The sequence below is a fragment of the Paracoccus sp. T5 genome, assembly GCF_048538155.2.
GTDB lineage: Bacteria > Pseudomonadota > Alphaproteobacteria > Rhodobacterales > Rhodobacteraceae > Paracoccus.
Genome location: NZ_CM135809.1, coordinates 1136193 through 1150756, shown reverse-complemented (window position 1 = coordinate 1150756; position 14564 = coordinate 1136193). Strand labels below are relative to the sequence as shown.

The following is a 14564-nucleotide window of genomic DNA, read 5'->3' as shown; positions in this document are numbered from 1 at the left end:
CCGCGCCTGATGCGCGGCCCCGCGCCCTTTTTCACGACCCAAAGCCCCGGTATCCGATGAAGCGCACCATCTTCAACAACCAGCTGTTGCCCTGGCTGCTGCTGGCCCCGCAGCTGATCATCACCTTCGTGTTCTTCCTGTGGCCGGCCGCCCAAGCCGTGCGGCAGAGCTTTCTGCGCGAGGATGCCTTCGGCACCCGGTCGACATTCGTCGGCCTCGACAACTTTGTCCGCCTCTGGAACAGCCCGGAATACCTGAACTCGCTGCAGGTGACGGCGGTCTTCGCGATCTCGGTCACGGTGCTGTCGATGGGACTGTCGCTGCTGCTGGCCATCGCGGTGGACCGGATGATCCGGTCGACCCGCGTCTATACCACCCTGCTGGTCTGGCCCTATGCGGTGGCGCCTGCGGTGGCGGGCATCCTGTGGTGGTTCATCTTCAACCCGACCATCGGGATCATGCCCTATGTGCTGGGGCAACTGGGCTATGACTGGAACCACATCAGCAACAAGGGCGATGCCATGGCGCTGGTGGTGATCGCCAGTGCCTGGAAGCAGATCAGCTACAACTTCCTGTTCTTCCTGGCGGGACTGCAGGCCATCCCCGCGTCCCTGCGCGAGGCCGCGGCCATCGACGGGGCGGGTCCGGTGCGCCGCTTCTTCGACATCACCTTTCCACTGCTGTCGCCAACCACCTTCTTCCTGCTTGTCGTGAACATCGTCTATGCCATGTTCGACACCTTCGCCGTCATCGACGCCACGACCGAGGGCGGCCCGGCGCAGGCCACCAACATCCTGGTCTACAAGGTCTATTTCGACGGTTTCGTGGGCCAGAACCTGGGCAGTTCGGCCGCGCAGTCGGTGGTGCTCATGGCGCTGGTGGCGGTCCTGACCGTGATCCAGTTCCGCTATGTCGAAAAGAAGGTGGCCTACTGATGATCGAGAACCGCCCCTATCTGAACGCGCTGGCGCATCTGACGCTGATCCTGGGCATCTGCGTCGTGGCCCTGCCGGTCTGGGTGGCCTTTGTCGCCTCGACCCACAGCGCCACGGATTTCATGTCCGGCACGATCCCGATGTGGCCGGGCCCGCATCTGGTCGAAAACTACAGCCTCATGCTGGGGGCCGGCGTGTCCACCAGCGGCACGCCCCCCGTCGGCACGATGATGTTCAACAGCCTGATCATGGCGCTGTCGATCGCGATCGGAAAGATCGTGATCTCGGTCCTGTCGGCGTTCGCCGTGGTCTATTTCCGCTTTCCGTTCCGCGGCCTGGCCTTCTGGTGCATCTTCGTGACGCTGATGCTGCCGGTCGAGGTGAGGATCGTGCCGACCTTCCAGGTGGTGGCCGACCTGGGGATGCTGAACAGCTATGCCGGCCTCTCGATCCCGCTGATCGCATCGGCCACGGCGACCTTCCTGTTTCGCCAGGTCTTCCTGACCATCCCGGACGAGTTGACCGAGGCCGCCCGCATCGACGGCGCAGGCCCGATGAAGTTCTTTCGCGACATCCTGCTGCCCCTGTCGCGCACCAACATCGCCGCGCTGTTCGTGATCCTCTTCATCTATGGCTGGAACCAGTATCTCTGGCCGCTGCTGATCACGACCAGTTCGGATTATTACACCATCGTTGCGGGGATCAAGCGCATGGCGGATGCCGTGGACGGCCTGCCGCAATGGCACCTGGTCATGGCGACCGCGATGCTGGCGATGATCCCCCCCGTGGTGGTGGTCATCGGCATGCAGCGCCTGTTCGTCAAAGGTCTTGTCGAGACGGAGAAATAAGACGTGGCTTCCATCATCCTGGACAATCTCGGCAAGATCTATGCCGGCGGCACCCGCGCCGTGGGCGACGTGAACATCGACATCGCGGACGGCGAATTCATCGTCCTTGTGGGGCCTTCGGGCTGCGGGAAATCCACGCTGCTGCGCATGGTCGCGGGGCTTGAATCGATCAGCGAGGGCCAGGTCCGCATCGGCGACCGCGTCGTCAACGACATCGAACCGGCCGAGCGGGACATCGCGATGGTGTTCCAGAACTATGCCCTTTATCCGCACATGTCGGTGCGCCAGAACCTGGCCTATGGGTTGAAGAACCGCGGCACGCCCAAGCCCGAGATCGAGCGGCGGGTCAAGATCGCCTCGGACATCCTGCAGATCGGGCCCTTCCTGGACCGCAAGCCGCGGGCCCTGTCCGGCGGCCAGCGCCAGCGCGTGGCCATGGGCCGCGCCATCGTGCGCGAACCCGCCGCCTTCCTTTTCGACGAGCCGCTGTCGAACCTGGACGCGAAACTGCGCGTCGCCATGCGGCTGGAGATCAAGGAGCTGCAGAAACGCCTGCGCACGACCTCGATCTACGTGACCCATGACCAGCTGGAGGCGATGACCTTGGCCGACCGGCTGGTGGTGCTGAACGGCGGCCGTGTCGAACAGATCGGCACGCCGCTGGAGGTCTATCGCCGTCCTGCCTCGGCCTTTGTGGCGGGCTTCATCGGCAGCCCCGCGATGAACCTCATCGACGCCAGCGCCGTGCCTCACCTGCCGGGCATTTCGCATGTCGGCATGATCGGCATCCGCCCAGAGGATCTGACCGTCACCCCCGACGGTCCGATCGAGATGCAGGTCACTGCGGTCGAGGAACTGGGCGCCCACCGGCTGGTGCATGGCAAGACGGGCGGCGAGCGGATCACCATCACCCTGCCCTCGGATGCGCCACTGTCGGACCGGCTGCGCCTGTCCTACCCGCCGCAGGCGCTGCACCTGTTTCACAAGGACACGGGCAAGCGGCTGGACTGAAACGTGAACATCCGGTCTTGCCGCGGGGGTTGATCGTGCTACCCTGAGGGGAACATCGTCCGGAGGTTTCCCCATGTGCCTGTCGCTGTCCTGCACGCATCACAATCCCATCGCCTGCATCGTGCCGCCCTACATGCTGCGGGTGCTGGCGTTGCGCGGGGACGCGGCCACCGCGCAGATGGCGCGCACGCTGCTGCGGCATGACGAGGCGCTGCGCGACGAACGCGCCGCCCATGCCAGCCCCCCGGTTGCGGCCGAAGGCGTGCTGCCGATGGCAGATCCTGGCCTCTGCTGTCCCGAACGGCGCATCCATGACGGCGAATTCCGTGCCGCCCTGCCCGGCCGCCTGGTCCGGTCCGAGGGCGAGGCCCCCAGCGGCATCGCGGATGCCGACCTGGCCTATGACAGCGCGGGCCAGGTCTTTTCGCTGTTTGCCGAGGAATACGGCCGCAATTCCCTGGACGGGCGCGGCATGCCGCTGGTGGCCACGGTCCAGCACCGCCGCGACTACAACAACGCCTTCTGGAACGGCGAGCAGATGGCCTATGGCACCGGGGACGGCCGCATCTTCCGGACCTTTCTGGAACTGTCGGTCATCGGGCACGAGATGGCCCATGGCGTCATCCAGCATTCGGGCGGGCTCATCTATGAAAACCAGTCCGGCGCCCTGAACGAAAGCATCGCCGATGTCTTTGGCGCCCTGTCCCTGCAACGGGCGCTGGACCAGCAGGTGCACGAGGCCGACTGGCTGGTCGGCCGCGGCATCCTGGGCCCCGGCGTGAACGGGCGGGCGCTGCGCAGCATGAAGGCACCGGGCACCGCCTATGCCGATGACCTTCTGGGGCAGGACCCGCAGCCCTGGCACATGGACCACTTCGTGACCACGACCGACGACAATGGCGGGGTGCACATCAATTCCGGCATCCCGAACCACGCCTTCTACCTGTTCTGCGCCTATCTGGGCGGCCGGTCCTGGCAGCTTCCGGGCCGGATCTGGTATCGGGCGCTGCAGGACCTGAACAACCCGATGGCCAGCTTTTCGGACTGGGCCGACCAGACGCTGCGCACGGCCTCCGCGCTGACCGGCCAGGGCAGCATGGAGGGACAGCTGCTGCGGCGGGCGTGGAAACTTGTCGGGATCGCGCTCTGACGCTAGGCTTGCGCCGTCTGGCAAGGGGCGGCACATGATCATCGAGATCGCGACCGAGGGCGGGTTCGGCGGCATCAGGGCCGCCGCCATCCGCAAGCGCATCGAGACCGACGGACAGCCACAGGACCTGCGGGACGCGCTGTGCAGCGCCTTCGCGCCACGGGCACTGACGCAGCTGGCCGGGACAGACTGCGCCAACTGCCCCGACGGGCTGAGCTATCGGATCACCGTCATCGAAACCGGGCAGGAGCCGCAGACCTTTACCCTTTCGGAACGGCAGATCCCGGACCAGATGCTGGACCTGATCGACCGGCTCTAGGCCCGGCGCAGGAACACCGCCAGATCGGCAACATTGGTGCCGGTGGCGCCGGTGACGATCAGGGCATCCGCCGCAGCCAGCGCAGGGGTGGAATCGTTGCGCGCCAAGGCGTCCTCCGGGTCGATGCCTTGGGCACGCATCAGGTCCAGGCTGTCGGGGCCGACGATGCCGCCCGCGGCCTCGCCCGGGCCATCGCGCCCGTCGCTGCCCATCGCGGCAAAGATCCAGCCGGACCCAAGTCCCCGCCGCTCGGCCTCGACGGCAAAGCGCAGGGCCAGTTCCTGGTTTCGCCCGCCCATGCCGCGGCCCTGCAGGCGCACCGTCGTCTCTCCGCCGAAAGCCAGCGGCATGCCCGGCGCGGCATCAAGGGCCAGGGCGACCAGCCCTTCGGCGCAAAGCTGGACGTCACCCTGCAACGCCAGCCCAGCTTTGACCGCGCCCGCCGCGACCATGGCGGCGATGCTCTGCCCGTTCGAGCCGATCAGGCGGTTCCGGTCGGGACCTGTATCGGGCATGGCCTGGTCACGCGCCAGCACAGTGCGGACCGACAGTGGCAGGTTGTCCCAGATGCCCAGGTCACGGGCGACACGGGCGGCGTCGGCCGGGCCGCCGATCGGCCCCGCCGTCGGGCCCGAGGCGATCACCCGCAGATCGTCCCCCGGCACGTCCGACAGGATCAGCGCATGGACCGGGGCCTGCGACAGCCGCAGCCAGCCGCCGCCCTTCAGCCGGTCCAGCTGCTGCCTGATCAGGTTCGTCTGCAGGATATCGGCGCCGCAACGCAAAAGCCGCGCATTGACCTCCTGCAGATCCGACAGCGACAGCCCCGCCGCCGGGGCCGGCAGCATGGCCGAGGCCCCGCCCGAGATCAGCGCCAGCACCCTGTCGCGGGCAGCGGCGCGGGACAGCAGGCGCTCGATTTCGGTCGCGGCAGCCAGGCCCGCCTCGTCCGGTTCGGGATGACCGGCCTGCAACACCCGGGCCCCCGCCAAGGCGGCGTCATTGCACGCATTGGTGACGACCAGCACCTCGGCCACCGGTTCTCCCTGCAGCGCCTCCAGCGCGGCCGCGGCCATCGCGCGGGCCGCCTTGCCCACCGCCACCACGTGCCAGCACCCGCCGGCCGCCAGTGGTTGCGCCAGCAGGTCCGGCATGGCGCGCGCCACCGCCGGCCCTGGCGCCGCAGCGGCGATCCCGGCCCGCAGCAACTCCATCACATGCTGTCTCATCCTGCCCCCCGCAAAGACCCAAGGCCAGCTTGGCCCCAGACGAGCCGATGTCAACCGGCCGGGGCGCGGATCAGACGACCAGATCGCGCGGCCGCTGCTTTGCCCGGAAGGCCAGAACATTCTCCAGAGCCCGCAAGGCCATCCGGGTGCGCGTCTCGTCCGTCGCCGTGCCAAGGTGCGGCAGCAGGGTGGCGTTCGGCGCCTCCAGCAACTCCTGCGGAACATGCGGCTCGCGTGCATAGACGTCGAGGCCCGCCCCGGCGATGGTGCCGTCCCGTAGCGCCTTGATCAGCGCCGCCTCGTCCACCACATCGCCCCGGGCAATGTTGACGAGGCAGCTGCCCGAACCCAAGGCCCGCAGTTCAGGGGTGCCGATCAGGCCGCGCGTCTCGGCGCCGCCGGGCACGGCGACCACTGCCACGTCACTGGCGGCCAGCATCTGGTGCAGGTCCTCGAACTGACGCGCCGGGATATCCAAGGCCGAGACGATCGAGCGGTTGAAGAAGGCGACATCCATGCCAAAGCCCAGATGACAGCGCCGGGCGATGGCCTTGCCGATGCGGCCCATGCCGATGATGCCGACCGTCCGCCCGGACATCTCGTGCCCCAGCAGTTGCGTCGGGTTCCAGCCCGCCCACTGCCCGGCCCGCAGCAGCCGCTCCCCCTCGGAGGCGCGGCGCAGGACCATCAGCATCAGCGTCAGCGCCAGGTCGGCGGTGGCGTCGGTCACCACATCCGGCGTGTTGGTCACCGTGACGCCGGCCGCGCGCGCCGCCGCGATGTCGATGTGGTTGTAGCCCGCCCCGAAATTCGCCAGCAGCCGGCAACGTGATTGCCCCGAAAAGGCGCCGGCGGTGAAGGCATCGCCAAGCGTCGGGATGATGACGTCATGATCCGCCATCGCCTGCCCGGCCTCGGCCTCGGTCAGGGGGGTGTTGTCGCGGAAGGTCGCGTCGAATTGCGCGCGGATCGCGGCAGTGGCCCGCAGGGTCATGGGCCGTGTCACCAGCAGCTTCAATAGAGCCTCCCGCCATTGGGCACGTTCAGGTCGGGGCGGATCAGGACGATCTCGCCCTCGGGGTCGGGGACGCCCAGAACCAGGACCTCGGACAGGACCGGGCCGATCTGGCGCGGGGGAAAGTTCACCACGCACAGGACCTGCTTGCCCACCAGCGCGGCAGGGTCGTAGTGGCGCGTGATCTGGGCCGAGGACCTGCGGCTGCCCATTTCGCCCAGGTCCAGCCACAGCTTGATCGCGGGCTTGCGCGCCTCGGGGAAGGGTTCGGCGCGGGTGATGGTGGCCACGCGGATGTCGACCTTGAGGAAGTCGTCGAACGTGATGGTCATGCCTCGCCCCGTCCCAACTGCCGCCCCCGTTCCGTGGCGGCGGCGACCGTGCGCGCCATCAGCGGCGGCAGGCCCGTCTGCGGGTCCATCAGCACCTTGAGCCCCGCAGCGGTGGTCCCGCCGGGCGAGGTGACGTTCTGGCGCAGCACAGCCGGATCCTCGTCGGCGTCCACCGCCAGCGCGCCCGCGCCGGCAACGGTCATGCGCGCCAGCTCCAGTGCCAGCTGCGGCGACAGGCCCTGCGCCTCGCCGGCCGCGGCCATCGCCTCGATCAGGTGGAAGACATAGGCCGGGCCGCTGCCCGACAGTCCTGTAACGGCGTCCATCTGGTCCTCGGATGCCAGCCGGACCACGCGCCCCACGGCTCGCATCAGCGCCTCGGCCAGGTCCAGATGCGCCTCCGTGGCCCGGCCATTGCCGATTAGCGCCGAGATGCCCTGCCCGATCGCCGCCGGCGTGTTGGGCATCACCCGCACGATGGGGGCGCCCGGAAAGGCGGCCTCGAAGGTGGCGATGGTCGTGCCCGCCGCGACGGAGATCACCAGCGTATCGGCCAGATCGGGCATCCGCGTCAGCGCGTCGCCCATCATCTGCGGCTTGATGGCCAGCACCACGACGGCAGGACGTTCCGGCAGCGCGGCATTCACCCGCAGGCCACGGTCCTGCCATTCCGGCGCCAGGTTCGGGTCGATGACCGTGACCGTGCCGGGCTGCAGGCCGCGCGACAGCCAGCCCTTCAGCATCGCCCCGCCCATCCGGCCGCAGCCGACCAGCACCAGGCCGCGCTGGTTGATGTCGTCGAAATCGCTCATCCGCTTCCCCCCTTATCTCCTTGGGGCGGCTGCCCCCTCAGGCCCGTCCGTAGGCCTGGCCCAAAGCGATGTCCAGCGCGGCGGCGGGCGTCGCATCGCCCCATCCGACCAGCTGGAACGAGGGATAGAACCGCTCGCAGCCGGTGATGGCGCTGCCGATCATCTGGTCGATCTGTTCGGGCAGGGCCAGCGCATCGCCCGCCAGAACCAGCCCATAGCGCCAGACCATCAGCCGCTGCTGCGTCCAGAGGGTGAAGCCCCCGTCCCAGACCTGGTCATTGGCCAGGTTGATCGTCTCGTAGATCAGCGGCAGCCGGTCGGCGGGCGGATCCATGTCAAAGGTGCAGATCAGGCGCAGCACCTCCTCGCGGGCCGACCAGGCCAGGGTCAGCGAATAGCTGCGCCACTGGCCCTCGACGACCATGGCGATCTGGTCGTCGGCCAGCCGGTCGAAATCCCATTCGTGATGGGCGGCCACGGCCTCGACGATGTCGATCGGATGGATCTCGTCGCTGGCGATGAAATGATCGGTCTGTGCCATGGCCTGCCTCCTGCCGTCGGAGCGGGGGGATCCCGCTAACCCTTGGTGAGCACACAATAACGGGCGGGTTGGCCCGAATGTTCCTACCAGATATCGTGGGGGGCTTTGGCGGGGGTGTAAAGCCTTAACGGCACCCGGCAATTGCATCCACAGGGGGCCTGTCCTACCAGATCGGGCAGGGGCAACGATCAGGAAACGCAACATGCAGCGGGATCACGGGGGCAATCTGGACGTCGCGCAGGCGCGTTTCGGGGGCGATGACTGGATCGACTTGTCCACAGGAATCAACCGCCAGCCCTGGCCGGTCCCGCCCCTGTCCGAGGTCGCCTGGCGCTGCCTGCCCACCGCCCGGGCCGAATCGCGGCTGATTCGCGTGGCCGCTGACTGGTACGGGTGCCGCAGGGAACAGCTGCTGCCGGTGGCCGGTGCCTCGGCCGCGATCCAGCTGCTGCCGCGCATCCTGTGCCTTGGCCGGGCGGCGGTTCTGGCGCCCAGCTACAACGAGCACGCGGCCAGCCTGGGTGCCGCGGGCTGGCAGGTCCGTGCAGCCCCCGGCATCGAGGAGATGGCAGGCGCCGACCTGGCCGTGGTCGTGAACCCCAACAACCCGGACGGCCGCGAATGGTCGCCCGCGCGGCTGATGGCACTGGCGGCCACCGTGGGCCGTCTGGTCGTGGACGAGAGTTTTGCCGATCCGCGCCCCGACCTGTCGCTGGCCCGCGACCTGCCGGGCAATGCCGTGGTGCTGCGCAGCTTTGGCAAGTTCTGGGGACTGGCGGGGCTGCGTCTTGGCTTCATCATCGCGCAACCCGACCTGCTGGCGCAACTGCGCGACGCCGCCGGCCCCTGGTCCGTCAACGGCCCCGCGCTGGAGATCGCCGCCGCCGCCATGGCCGACCTTCCCTGGGCCGACCAGACCGTGACCTATCACAGCGAGGCCAGTTTGCGGCTGGACCATGTCGCGCAGAAGGCGGGCTGGCAACCCGTGGGCGGCACGCACCTGTTCCGTCTTTACGACACGCCCGACGCCCCGGCGGCGCAGGAGCGGCTGGCCCGCGCCCGCATCTGGTCGCGGCGCTTTCCTTATTCGGACCGCTGGCTGCGGCTAGGCATCCCCGGCACGCGGACCGAATGGGACCGGCTGCTGATGGCGCTGACCCCCTAGTGCGACGATGCGAAGGTCCCTGTCATCCCGGCGCGGATCGCATCATGATGACGATGTTCGTGACGGAGCCCTTCTGATGCCCCTGCCCCTTCTTCGCCGCCTTCTGCCGCTGGCGCTGATCCCTGCCCTTCTGGCGGGGCCCGCGCTGGCCGACGCGCCGCTGATCATCCTGGACCGGACCCAGCTGCCCTTCGACCTGGGGCCGGGTCATCCCGCCAACAACCCGGCGCGGGCCGCCAATTCCCCGAACGCGGCCTGGAACTCGGGCGGCAACACGGCGAATTCGTCGGCGGCCTGGGAGAACCGGCCCTCCAACCCGGCCAATGAACAGCGGCTGATCTTCACGGCGGGGGGTGATGTCTTGGGCTATTACGCGCCCAATGCGGGGGGTGTGCTGAACCTGTTCGACGTGAACGGGCGCCGCGTCGCCTATCGCCCGGCGCGTGGCACGAAAAGCCTGTTCACGATGGCAGGGGCCTGGTGCGGCACCGTGGACGGCCTGCGCGATGGCAGCTTTGTGCTGGCCGTCACGACGGAATGCGCCCGGCTGTTTTCGCGCTGAAACGCCAATGACTTAAATCGGTTACATTGCGGCCCTACACCGCCCAGACAAGGACCCGGAGACGGCAATGGATAACGGCTATAAGGACTGGCTCGAGGCAGAGCTGCAGGAAACGCTGGACGAGGACCTGGAGATCGAGCTGGAGGACGCGGTCCTGTCGGCCGAGATCCGGCGCATCTATCGCAGCCACCATCCCGACCAGATCGACCGCAAGCTGTATTTCCACGAGCTGCTGCGCCTGCAGTCCGAACTGATCCGCCTGCAGGACTGGGTCAGCTATCACAAGGAAAAAGTCGTGGTGATCTTCGAGGGTCGCGATTCGGCCGGCAAGGGTGGCGCGATCAAGCGGATCACGCAGCGGCTGAACCCGCGCGTGGCGCGTGTCGTGGCCCTGCCCGCGCCGTCGGACCGGGAAAAGACCCAGTGGTATTTCCAGCGCTATGTTCCCCACCTGCCCGCGGGCGGAGAGATCGTGCTGTTCGACCGCAGCTGGTACAACCGCGCCGGCGTCGAGCGGGTGATGGGCTTTGCCTCCGAGGACCAGGTCGAGCAGTTTTTCCAGGACGTTCCGGAATTCGAGCGGATGCTGGTGCGGTCGGGCATCCGTCTGGTGAAATACTGGTTCTCGATCACCGACGAGGAACAGCAGATGCGTTTCCAGATGCGCATCCACGACCCGCTGAAACAGTGGAAGCTGTCGCCCATGGACCTGCAGAGCCGCGTGCGGTGGGAATCCTACACCAAGGCCAAGGAGGACATGTTCGTGCGCACGAACATCCCCGAGGCGCCCTGGTACATCGTGCCCGGCAACGACAAGAAGCGCGCCCGCCTCAACTGCATGAGCCACCTTCTGGAAATGATCCCCTACGAGGACGTTCCCCATGAAGAGGTCCGGCTGCCCGACCGCGTCTTCAAGCCCGATTACGAACGCGAGGTGCTGCCGCGCGAGCTGTATGTCCCGCAGAAATACTGAGGCGATCAGCGGCGCTTGCGCGGCACGACCGTCCGGTTGCCGCGCGGCCCGGTCATGACGGGCGTGTTGGCGCGGTTCTCCTCCTGAAGCTTGCGCCAGCGCTCCAGCCGCTCGGCCGACAGTGCGCCGGCGGCGACGGCGGCCTGGACGGCGCAGCCCGGCTCATGCGCATGGGTGCAGTCGCGGAACCGGCAGGCGGGCGCCAGGTCGGTGATCTCGGCGAACAGCACGTCCAGCCCGGCGGCCACGTCGCTGACATGCAGCGTGCGCATGCCCGGCGTGTCGATCGCCCAGCCTCCGCCCCGGATGGCATGCAGCGACCGCGCGGTGGTGGTGTGGCGCCCCTTGGCGTCGCTCTCGCGGATGCCGCCGGTTTCCTGCGCCTGGTCCGGCGCCTTGTCGGCCAGCGTGTTCAGCAGCGTCGATTTGCCCACGCCCGACGATCCGACCAGCGCCACCGTCTGCCCCGGCCCGCACCAAGGGATCAGCGCCGCGGCCGCGTCGGGGGCCTTGGCGTTCAGCATCACCACCTGCAGGCCGCGCTGCAGCGCCTCGGCCTGCGCGCGCCAGGCGGCCGGGTCCTCGACCTTGTCGATCTTGGTGAGCACGATCACCGGATCGGTGCCGGCCTCGTTCGCCAATGCCAGATACCGCTCCAGCCGCGCCGGGTTGAAGTCGTCGTTGCACGAGGTCACGATGAACAGCGTGTCGACATTCGCCGCGATCAGCTGCTGGACCGTCGCACCTTCGGTCCGGCGCTGCAGCAGGGCCTTGCGGTCCAGCCGGCGCATCAGGACCCGCGTGTCGGGGTCGATCAGCACCCAGTCTCCCACCGCGAAGTCGGTCGTGTTCACCTGCGGGGGCAGTCCCAGGCGGATCTGGCCCTCTCCGGTTTCCGCCGTCAGCCGCGACCGGTGGACCAGCGCGATGCGCACCGGGACCAGCCCCGCATCCTCGGGACCGGTCTGGTCGGCGAAGAACGGGGACCAGCCAAGACCGGCCAGGGCGGCGGGGGTGATAAGGGTCGCTTTCGTCACCTCATCTGCATGGCGTCGGCGTGGCGGGGATGCAAGCTTTTCCTGCAACTCATCGCGTGGCCCTGCAGGTCCGGGGCCCGCCGCGGCGATCTCGCGCACGTGACGCATAAGTCCTCGCCATCCGGGGGCATGGCGCGATATAGGGGCATTGGATGGCAGCGGCGTCTGCGGCTTGCGCATGCGCGATCCGCGGATGGCCGGGGCGGTCCATCCGGTTTCTCCAACCCCGCTGGCAGGCGTAAGGGCGCTGATACATGAGCATTACCGACACCTCCATTCCTGCGCGTCAGGCCAAGGAATGGGTGCAGATCCTGGCAAAATACCGCGAGCCCTCGACTCGCCGCAGCGTGATCGAGCTGGTGGTGACGCTGGTGCCCTTCCTGGCGCTCTGGGCACTGGCCTGGGCTGCGCTGTCGGTCAGCTATTGGCTGGCGCTGGCGATCGCGATGGTCAACGGCCTGTTCCTGGTGCGGATCTTCTGCATCCAGCACGATTGCGGGCACGCATCCTTCTTCAGGAACCGGACGGTGCAGGACTGGGTGGGCCGGGCGCTTGGCGTGCTGACGCTGACGCCCTATGACGTCTGGAAGCGCACCCATTCGCTGCACCACGCGCAGCATGGCAACCTGGACCAGCGCGGCATCGGCGACGTGATGACCCTCACCGTCTCCGAATATCGCAGCCGCAGCCGCTTCGGGCGGCTGATGTACCGGCTCTATCGTCACCCCTTCGTGCTGTTCGTCTTGGGGCCCACCTACCTCTTCATCCTGCAGAACCGGCTGCCCATCGGGCTGATGCGGGCGGGATCGCAGTTCTGGATCTCGGCCCTCGGCACCAACCTGGCGCTGGCGGCGATCCTGGGGCTGATGATCTGGCTGGGCGGACCGGCGCCCGTGCTGCTGATCTTCCTGCCGACCTCGATGGTGGCGGGCACGATCGGCGTCTGGCTGTTCTATGTTCAGCACCAGTTCGAGGAGACGCATTGGGCCAAGGGGGACGACTGGCAGCTGCACGAGGCCGCCCTTGCCGGCTCCTCGCATTATGTCCTGCCCCAGCCCCTGCGCTGGCTTTCGGCCAATATCGGCATCCACCACGTCCATCATCTGTACAGCCGCATCCCCTTCTACCGGCTGCCCGAGATCCTGCGCGATCATTCCGAACTGGCCTCGGCACAGCGGCTGACGCCCCTGGAAAGCCTGCGTTCGGTGAACCTGCACCTGTGGGACGAAAAGCTGGGCCGCCTCATGTCCTTCCGCGAGGCCCGTCAGCTTTACGGCGCCAGCTGAGGCTTTTTCCCCAAGGCTGCGGCAATGCCAGCCGCAGCCTTGGGAGGACCGCCCTATTAGCCGCCCCTGGTTGTCAACCGTAATGTTATTACATATCTAACGCTTTCATCGGGAGGCACATGATGAAACGCAGCCTGCCGCAGCAGCGACCTACCCCTACCACGTCCGCAGATCGGACGGCAAAGCTGCGCCTGCCCTGCCGATGCGGCTTGACCCCTGCGCCGGCTGCGGTCATTCATCGGGGCGATGGTTCCCGGCCAAACCACGCGCGGCCGGGTGAAAAGGGAACACGGTGCGGTGTAGCCATCAGGCGCCAAATCCGTGACTGCCCCCGCAACTGTAAGCGGAGAGCGTTCTTCGACGCCACTGCGCCCGATCCGGGTGCGGGAAGGCGAAGACCGCGACGACCCGCGAAGTCAGGAGACCTGCCATCGAAGACGACGACCACCGGGCGGGGTGTCCCGGAAGGAGCATTCGATGGATGATCTATTGTGCCGACCGGTGGCCATGCCCGGTGTCCGCCCGCTGAACCGCCCCTGGGCGGCCGATTCCGCTGCCCGGGCGTGCCGATGACCCCGGCGGTGCAGCTTTCGGATGTCTGCTGGGGCCCCGCGCGGCGCCCCGACATCCTGTCCGACATCAGCTTCAGCGTGCCGCAGGGGCAGGTCATGGCGATCTGCGGGGCCAATGGTGCGGGAAAATCGTCGCTGCTGCGGCTGATCTATCGCCATCATGCCCCGCGACAGGGCCGCATCGCCCTGATGGGGCGCGACCTGTGGCGGACTCCTGCAGATCAGGTGGCCCGCAGCCTGGCGGCGGTGCTGCAGGAACAGCCCCCCGATTTCGCCCTGACCGCGCGGCAGATCGTGGCGCTGGGCCGCCTGCCGCATCGGCGCGGCTGGTCGGCGGGGCTGTCGCTGCCGGGCCAGGCGGATGCCCCGATCATCGCCGGCGCGATCGACCGCATGGACCTGACCGCACTGGCCGACCGCCCCTATGGCAGCCTGTCGGGGGGCGAGCGTCAGCGCGTGATGGTGGCCCGCGCCCTGGCCCAGGAACCGCAGGTCATCGTGCTGGACGAGCCCACGAACCACCTCGACATCCGCCACCAGCTTGAACTGCTGGCCCTGCTGAAGGGCCTGGGCCTGACCGTCATCGCCACGCTGCACGACCTGACGCTGGCGGCCGAGTTCGCGGAACGCGTGCTGGTCCTGTCGCAGGGCCGCGTGCTGGCCGACGGCCCCCCCGACCAGTCCCTGACCGAGGCGACCCTGGCGCGCGCCTTCCAGGTCCGGGCGCGCGTCGACCGCAGCGGCCCGTCGCCTCGTTTCACCTTCCACCTGTGACCG

General features: G+C 68.0%; 16 protein-coding genes and 1 riboswitch. Of the genes, 10 read left to right on the top strand and 6 right to left on the bottom strand.

Features of this window, described 5'->3' with window-relative positions; translation table 11 throughout:
• The first annotated feature begins 56 nt into the window (after nucleotides 1-56).
• The 5 genes from ugpA (at nucleotide 57) to ACNR9W_RS05670 (ending at nucleotide 4263) form a co-directional block, all read left to right on the top strand.
• Complete coding sequence (gene ugpA, locus ACNR9W_RS05690) at nucleotides 57-935, top strand: sn-glycerol-3-phosphate ABC transporter permease UgpA (protein ID WP_419267893.1); 879 nt, start codon at nucleotides 57-59, stop codon at nucleotides 933-935.
• Nucleotides 935-1783, top strand: a complete 849-nt coding sequence (gene ugpE, locus ACNR9W_RS05685; RefSeq protein WP_419267892.1) for a sn-glycerol-3-phosphate ABC transporter permease UgpE — start codon at nucleotides 935-937, stop codon at nucleotides 1781-1783. The genes ugpA and ugpE overlap by 1 nt, the downstream gene beginning before the upstream one ends.
• Nucleotides 1784-1786: 3 nt before the next feature.
• Entirely contained in the window at nucleotides 1787-2794 is a 1008-nt protein-coding gene (locus ACNR9W_RS05680; RefSeq protein WP_419267891.1) for a sn-glycerol-3-phosphate import ATP-binding protein UgpC, read from the top strand.
• Nucleotides 2795-2867: 73 nt separating this feature from the next.
• On the top strand, nucleotides 2868-3944 hold the full coding sequence (locus ACNR9W_RS05675; protein ID WP_419267890.1) for a M4 family metallopeptidase: 1077 nt from the start codon (nucleotides 2868-2870) through the stop codon (nucleotides 3942-3944).
• A gap of 34 nt (nucleotides 3945-3978) precedes the next feature.
• Nucleotides 3979-4263 (top strand): protealysin inhibitor emfourin, encoded by a 285-nt coding sequence (locus ACNR9W_RS05670; RefSeq protein ID WP_419267889.1) that lies wholly within the window; start codon nucleotides 3979-3981, stop codon nucleotides 4261-4263.
• Here the strand turns inward: ACNR9W_RS05670 and ACNR9W_RS05665 are convergent.
• The 5 genes from ACNR9W_RS05665 to ACNR9W_RS05645 form a co-directional block, all read right to left on the bottom strand.
• The gene (locus tag ACNR9W_RS05665; protein ID WP_419267888.1) at nucleotides 4260-5492 is read right to left on the bottom strand and encodes a glycerate kinase type-2 family protein; all 1233 of its coding nucleotides are present in this window, start codon (nucleotides 5490-5492) and stop codon (nucleotides 4260-4262) included. The two genes, ACNR9W_RS05670 and ACNR9W_RS05665, sit on opposite strands and share 4 nt — an antisense overlap.
• Before the next feature lie 70 nt (nucleotides 5493-5562).
• Complete coding sequence (locus ACNR9W_RS05660; protein ID WP_458478670.1) at nucleotides 5563-6510, bottom strand: 2-hydroxyacid dehydrogenase; 948 nt, start codon at nucleotides 6508-6510, stop codon at nucleotides 5563-5565.
• On the bottom strand, nucleotides 6507-6839 hold the full coding sequence (locus ACNR9W_RS05655; RefSeq protein ID WP_419267886.1) for a tRNA-binding protein: 333 nt from the start codon (nucleotides 6837-6839) through the stop codon (nucleotides 6507-6509). Before ACNR9W_RS05655 ends, ACNR9W_RS05660 begins: the two co-directional genes overlap by 4 nt.
• On the bottom strand, nucleotides 6836-7651 hold the full coding sequence (gene proC / locus ACNR9W_RS05650) for a pyrroline-5-carboxylate reductase (RefSeq protein WP_419267885.1): 816 nt from the start codon (nucleotides 7649-7651) through the stop codon (nucleotides 6836-6838). Before proC ends, ACNR9W_RS05655 begins: the two co-directional genes overlap by 4 nt.
• Before the next feature lie 37 nt (nucleotides 7652-7688).
• Entirely contained in the window at nucleotides 7689-8192 is a 504-nt protein-coding gene (locus tag ACNR9W_RS05645) for a type III secretion system chaperone family protein (protein ID WP_419267884.1), read from the bottom strand.
• Nucleotides 8193-8394: 202 nt separating this feature from the next.
• On the opposite strand from ACNR9W_RS05645, the gene cobD reads away from it, so the two are divergent.
• The 3 genes from cobD to ppk2 all read left to right on the top strand — a co-directional run bounded on the left by cobD (nucleotide 8395) and on the right by ppk2 (nucleotide 10892).
• Entirely contained in the window at nucleotides 8395-9357 is a 963-nt protein-coding gene (gene cobD / locus ACNR9W_RS05640; protein WP_419267883.1) for a threonine-phosphate decarboxylase CobD, read from the top strand.
• A gap of 76 nt (nucleotides 9358-9433) precedes the next feature.
• On the top strand, nucleotides 9434-9919 hold the full coding sequence (locus ACNR9W_RS05635; protein ID WP_419267882.1) for a hypothetical protein: 486 nt from the start codon (nucleotides 9434-9436) through the stop codon (nucleotides 9917-9919).
• A gap of 67 nt (nucleotides 9920-9986) precedes the next feature.
• Nucleotides 9987-10892, top strand: coding sequence for a polyphosphate kinase 2 (gene ppk2, locus ACNR9W_RS05630; RefSeq protein WP_419267881.1), 906 nt, complete (start codon nucleotides 9987-9989; stop codon nucleotides 10890-10892).
• 5 nt (nucleotides 10893-10897) lie between these two features.
• Here ppk2 and rsgA read toward each other — a convergent pair whose 3' ends face one another.
• Nucleotides 10898-11929, bottom strand: coding sequence for a ribosome small subunit-dependent GTPase A (gene rsgA, locus ACNR9W_RS05625; protein ID WP_419267880.1), 1032 nt, complete (start codon nucleotides 11927-11929; stop codon nucleotides 10898-10900).
• A 254-nt stretch (nucleotides 11930-12183) separates the two neighbouring features.
• Between rsgA and ACNR9W_RS05620 the strand changes: the two genes are divergently transcribed.
• The gene (locus ACNR9W_RS05620) at nucleotides 12184-13215 is read left to right on the top strand and encodes a fatty acid desaturase (RefSeq protein ID WP_419267879.1); all 1032 of its coding nucleotides are present in this window, start codon (nucleotides 12184-12186) and stop codon (nucleotides 13213-13215) included.
• A 230-nt stretch (nucleotides 13216-13445) separates the two neighbouring features.
• A riboswitch (cobalamin riboswitch) is annotated at nucleotides 13446-13662 on the top strand.
• A gap of 122 nt (nucleotides 13663-13784) precedes the next feature.
• Nucleotides 13785-14561 carry an ABC transporter ATP-binding protein gene (locus tag ACNR9W_RS05615; RefSeq protein ID WP_419267878.1) on the top strand — a complete coding sequence of 259 codons (777 nt, stop codon included), beginning with the start codon at nucleotides 13785-13787 and terminating at the stop codon, nucleotides 14559-14561.
• Nucleotides 14562-14564 lie beyond the last annotated feature (3 nt).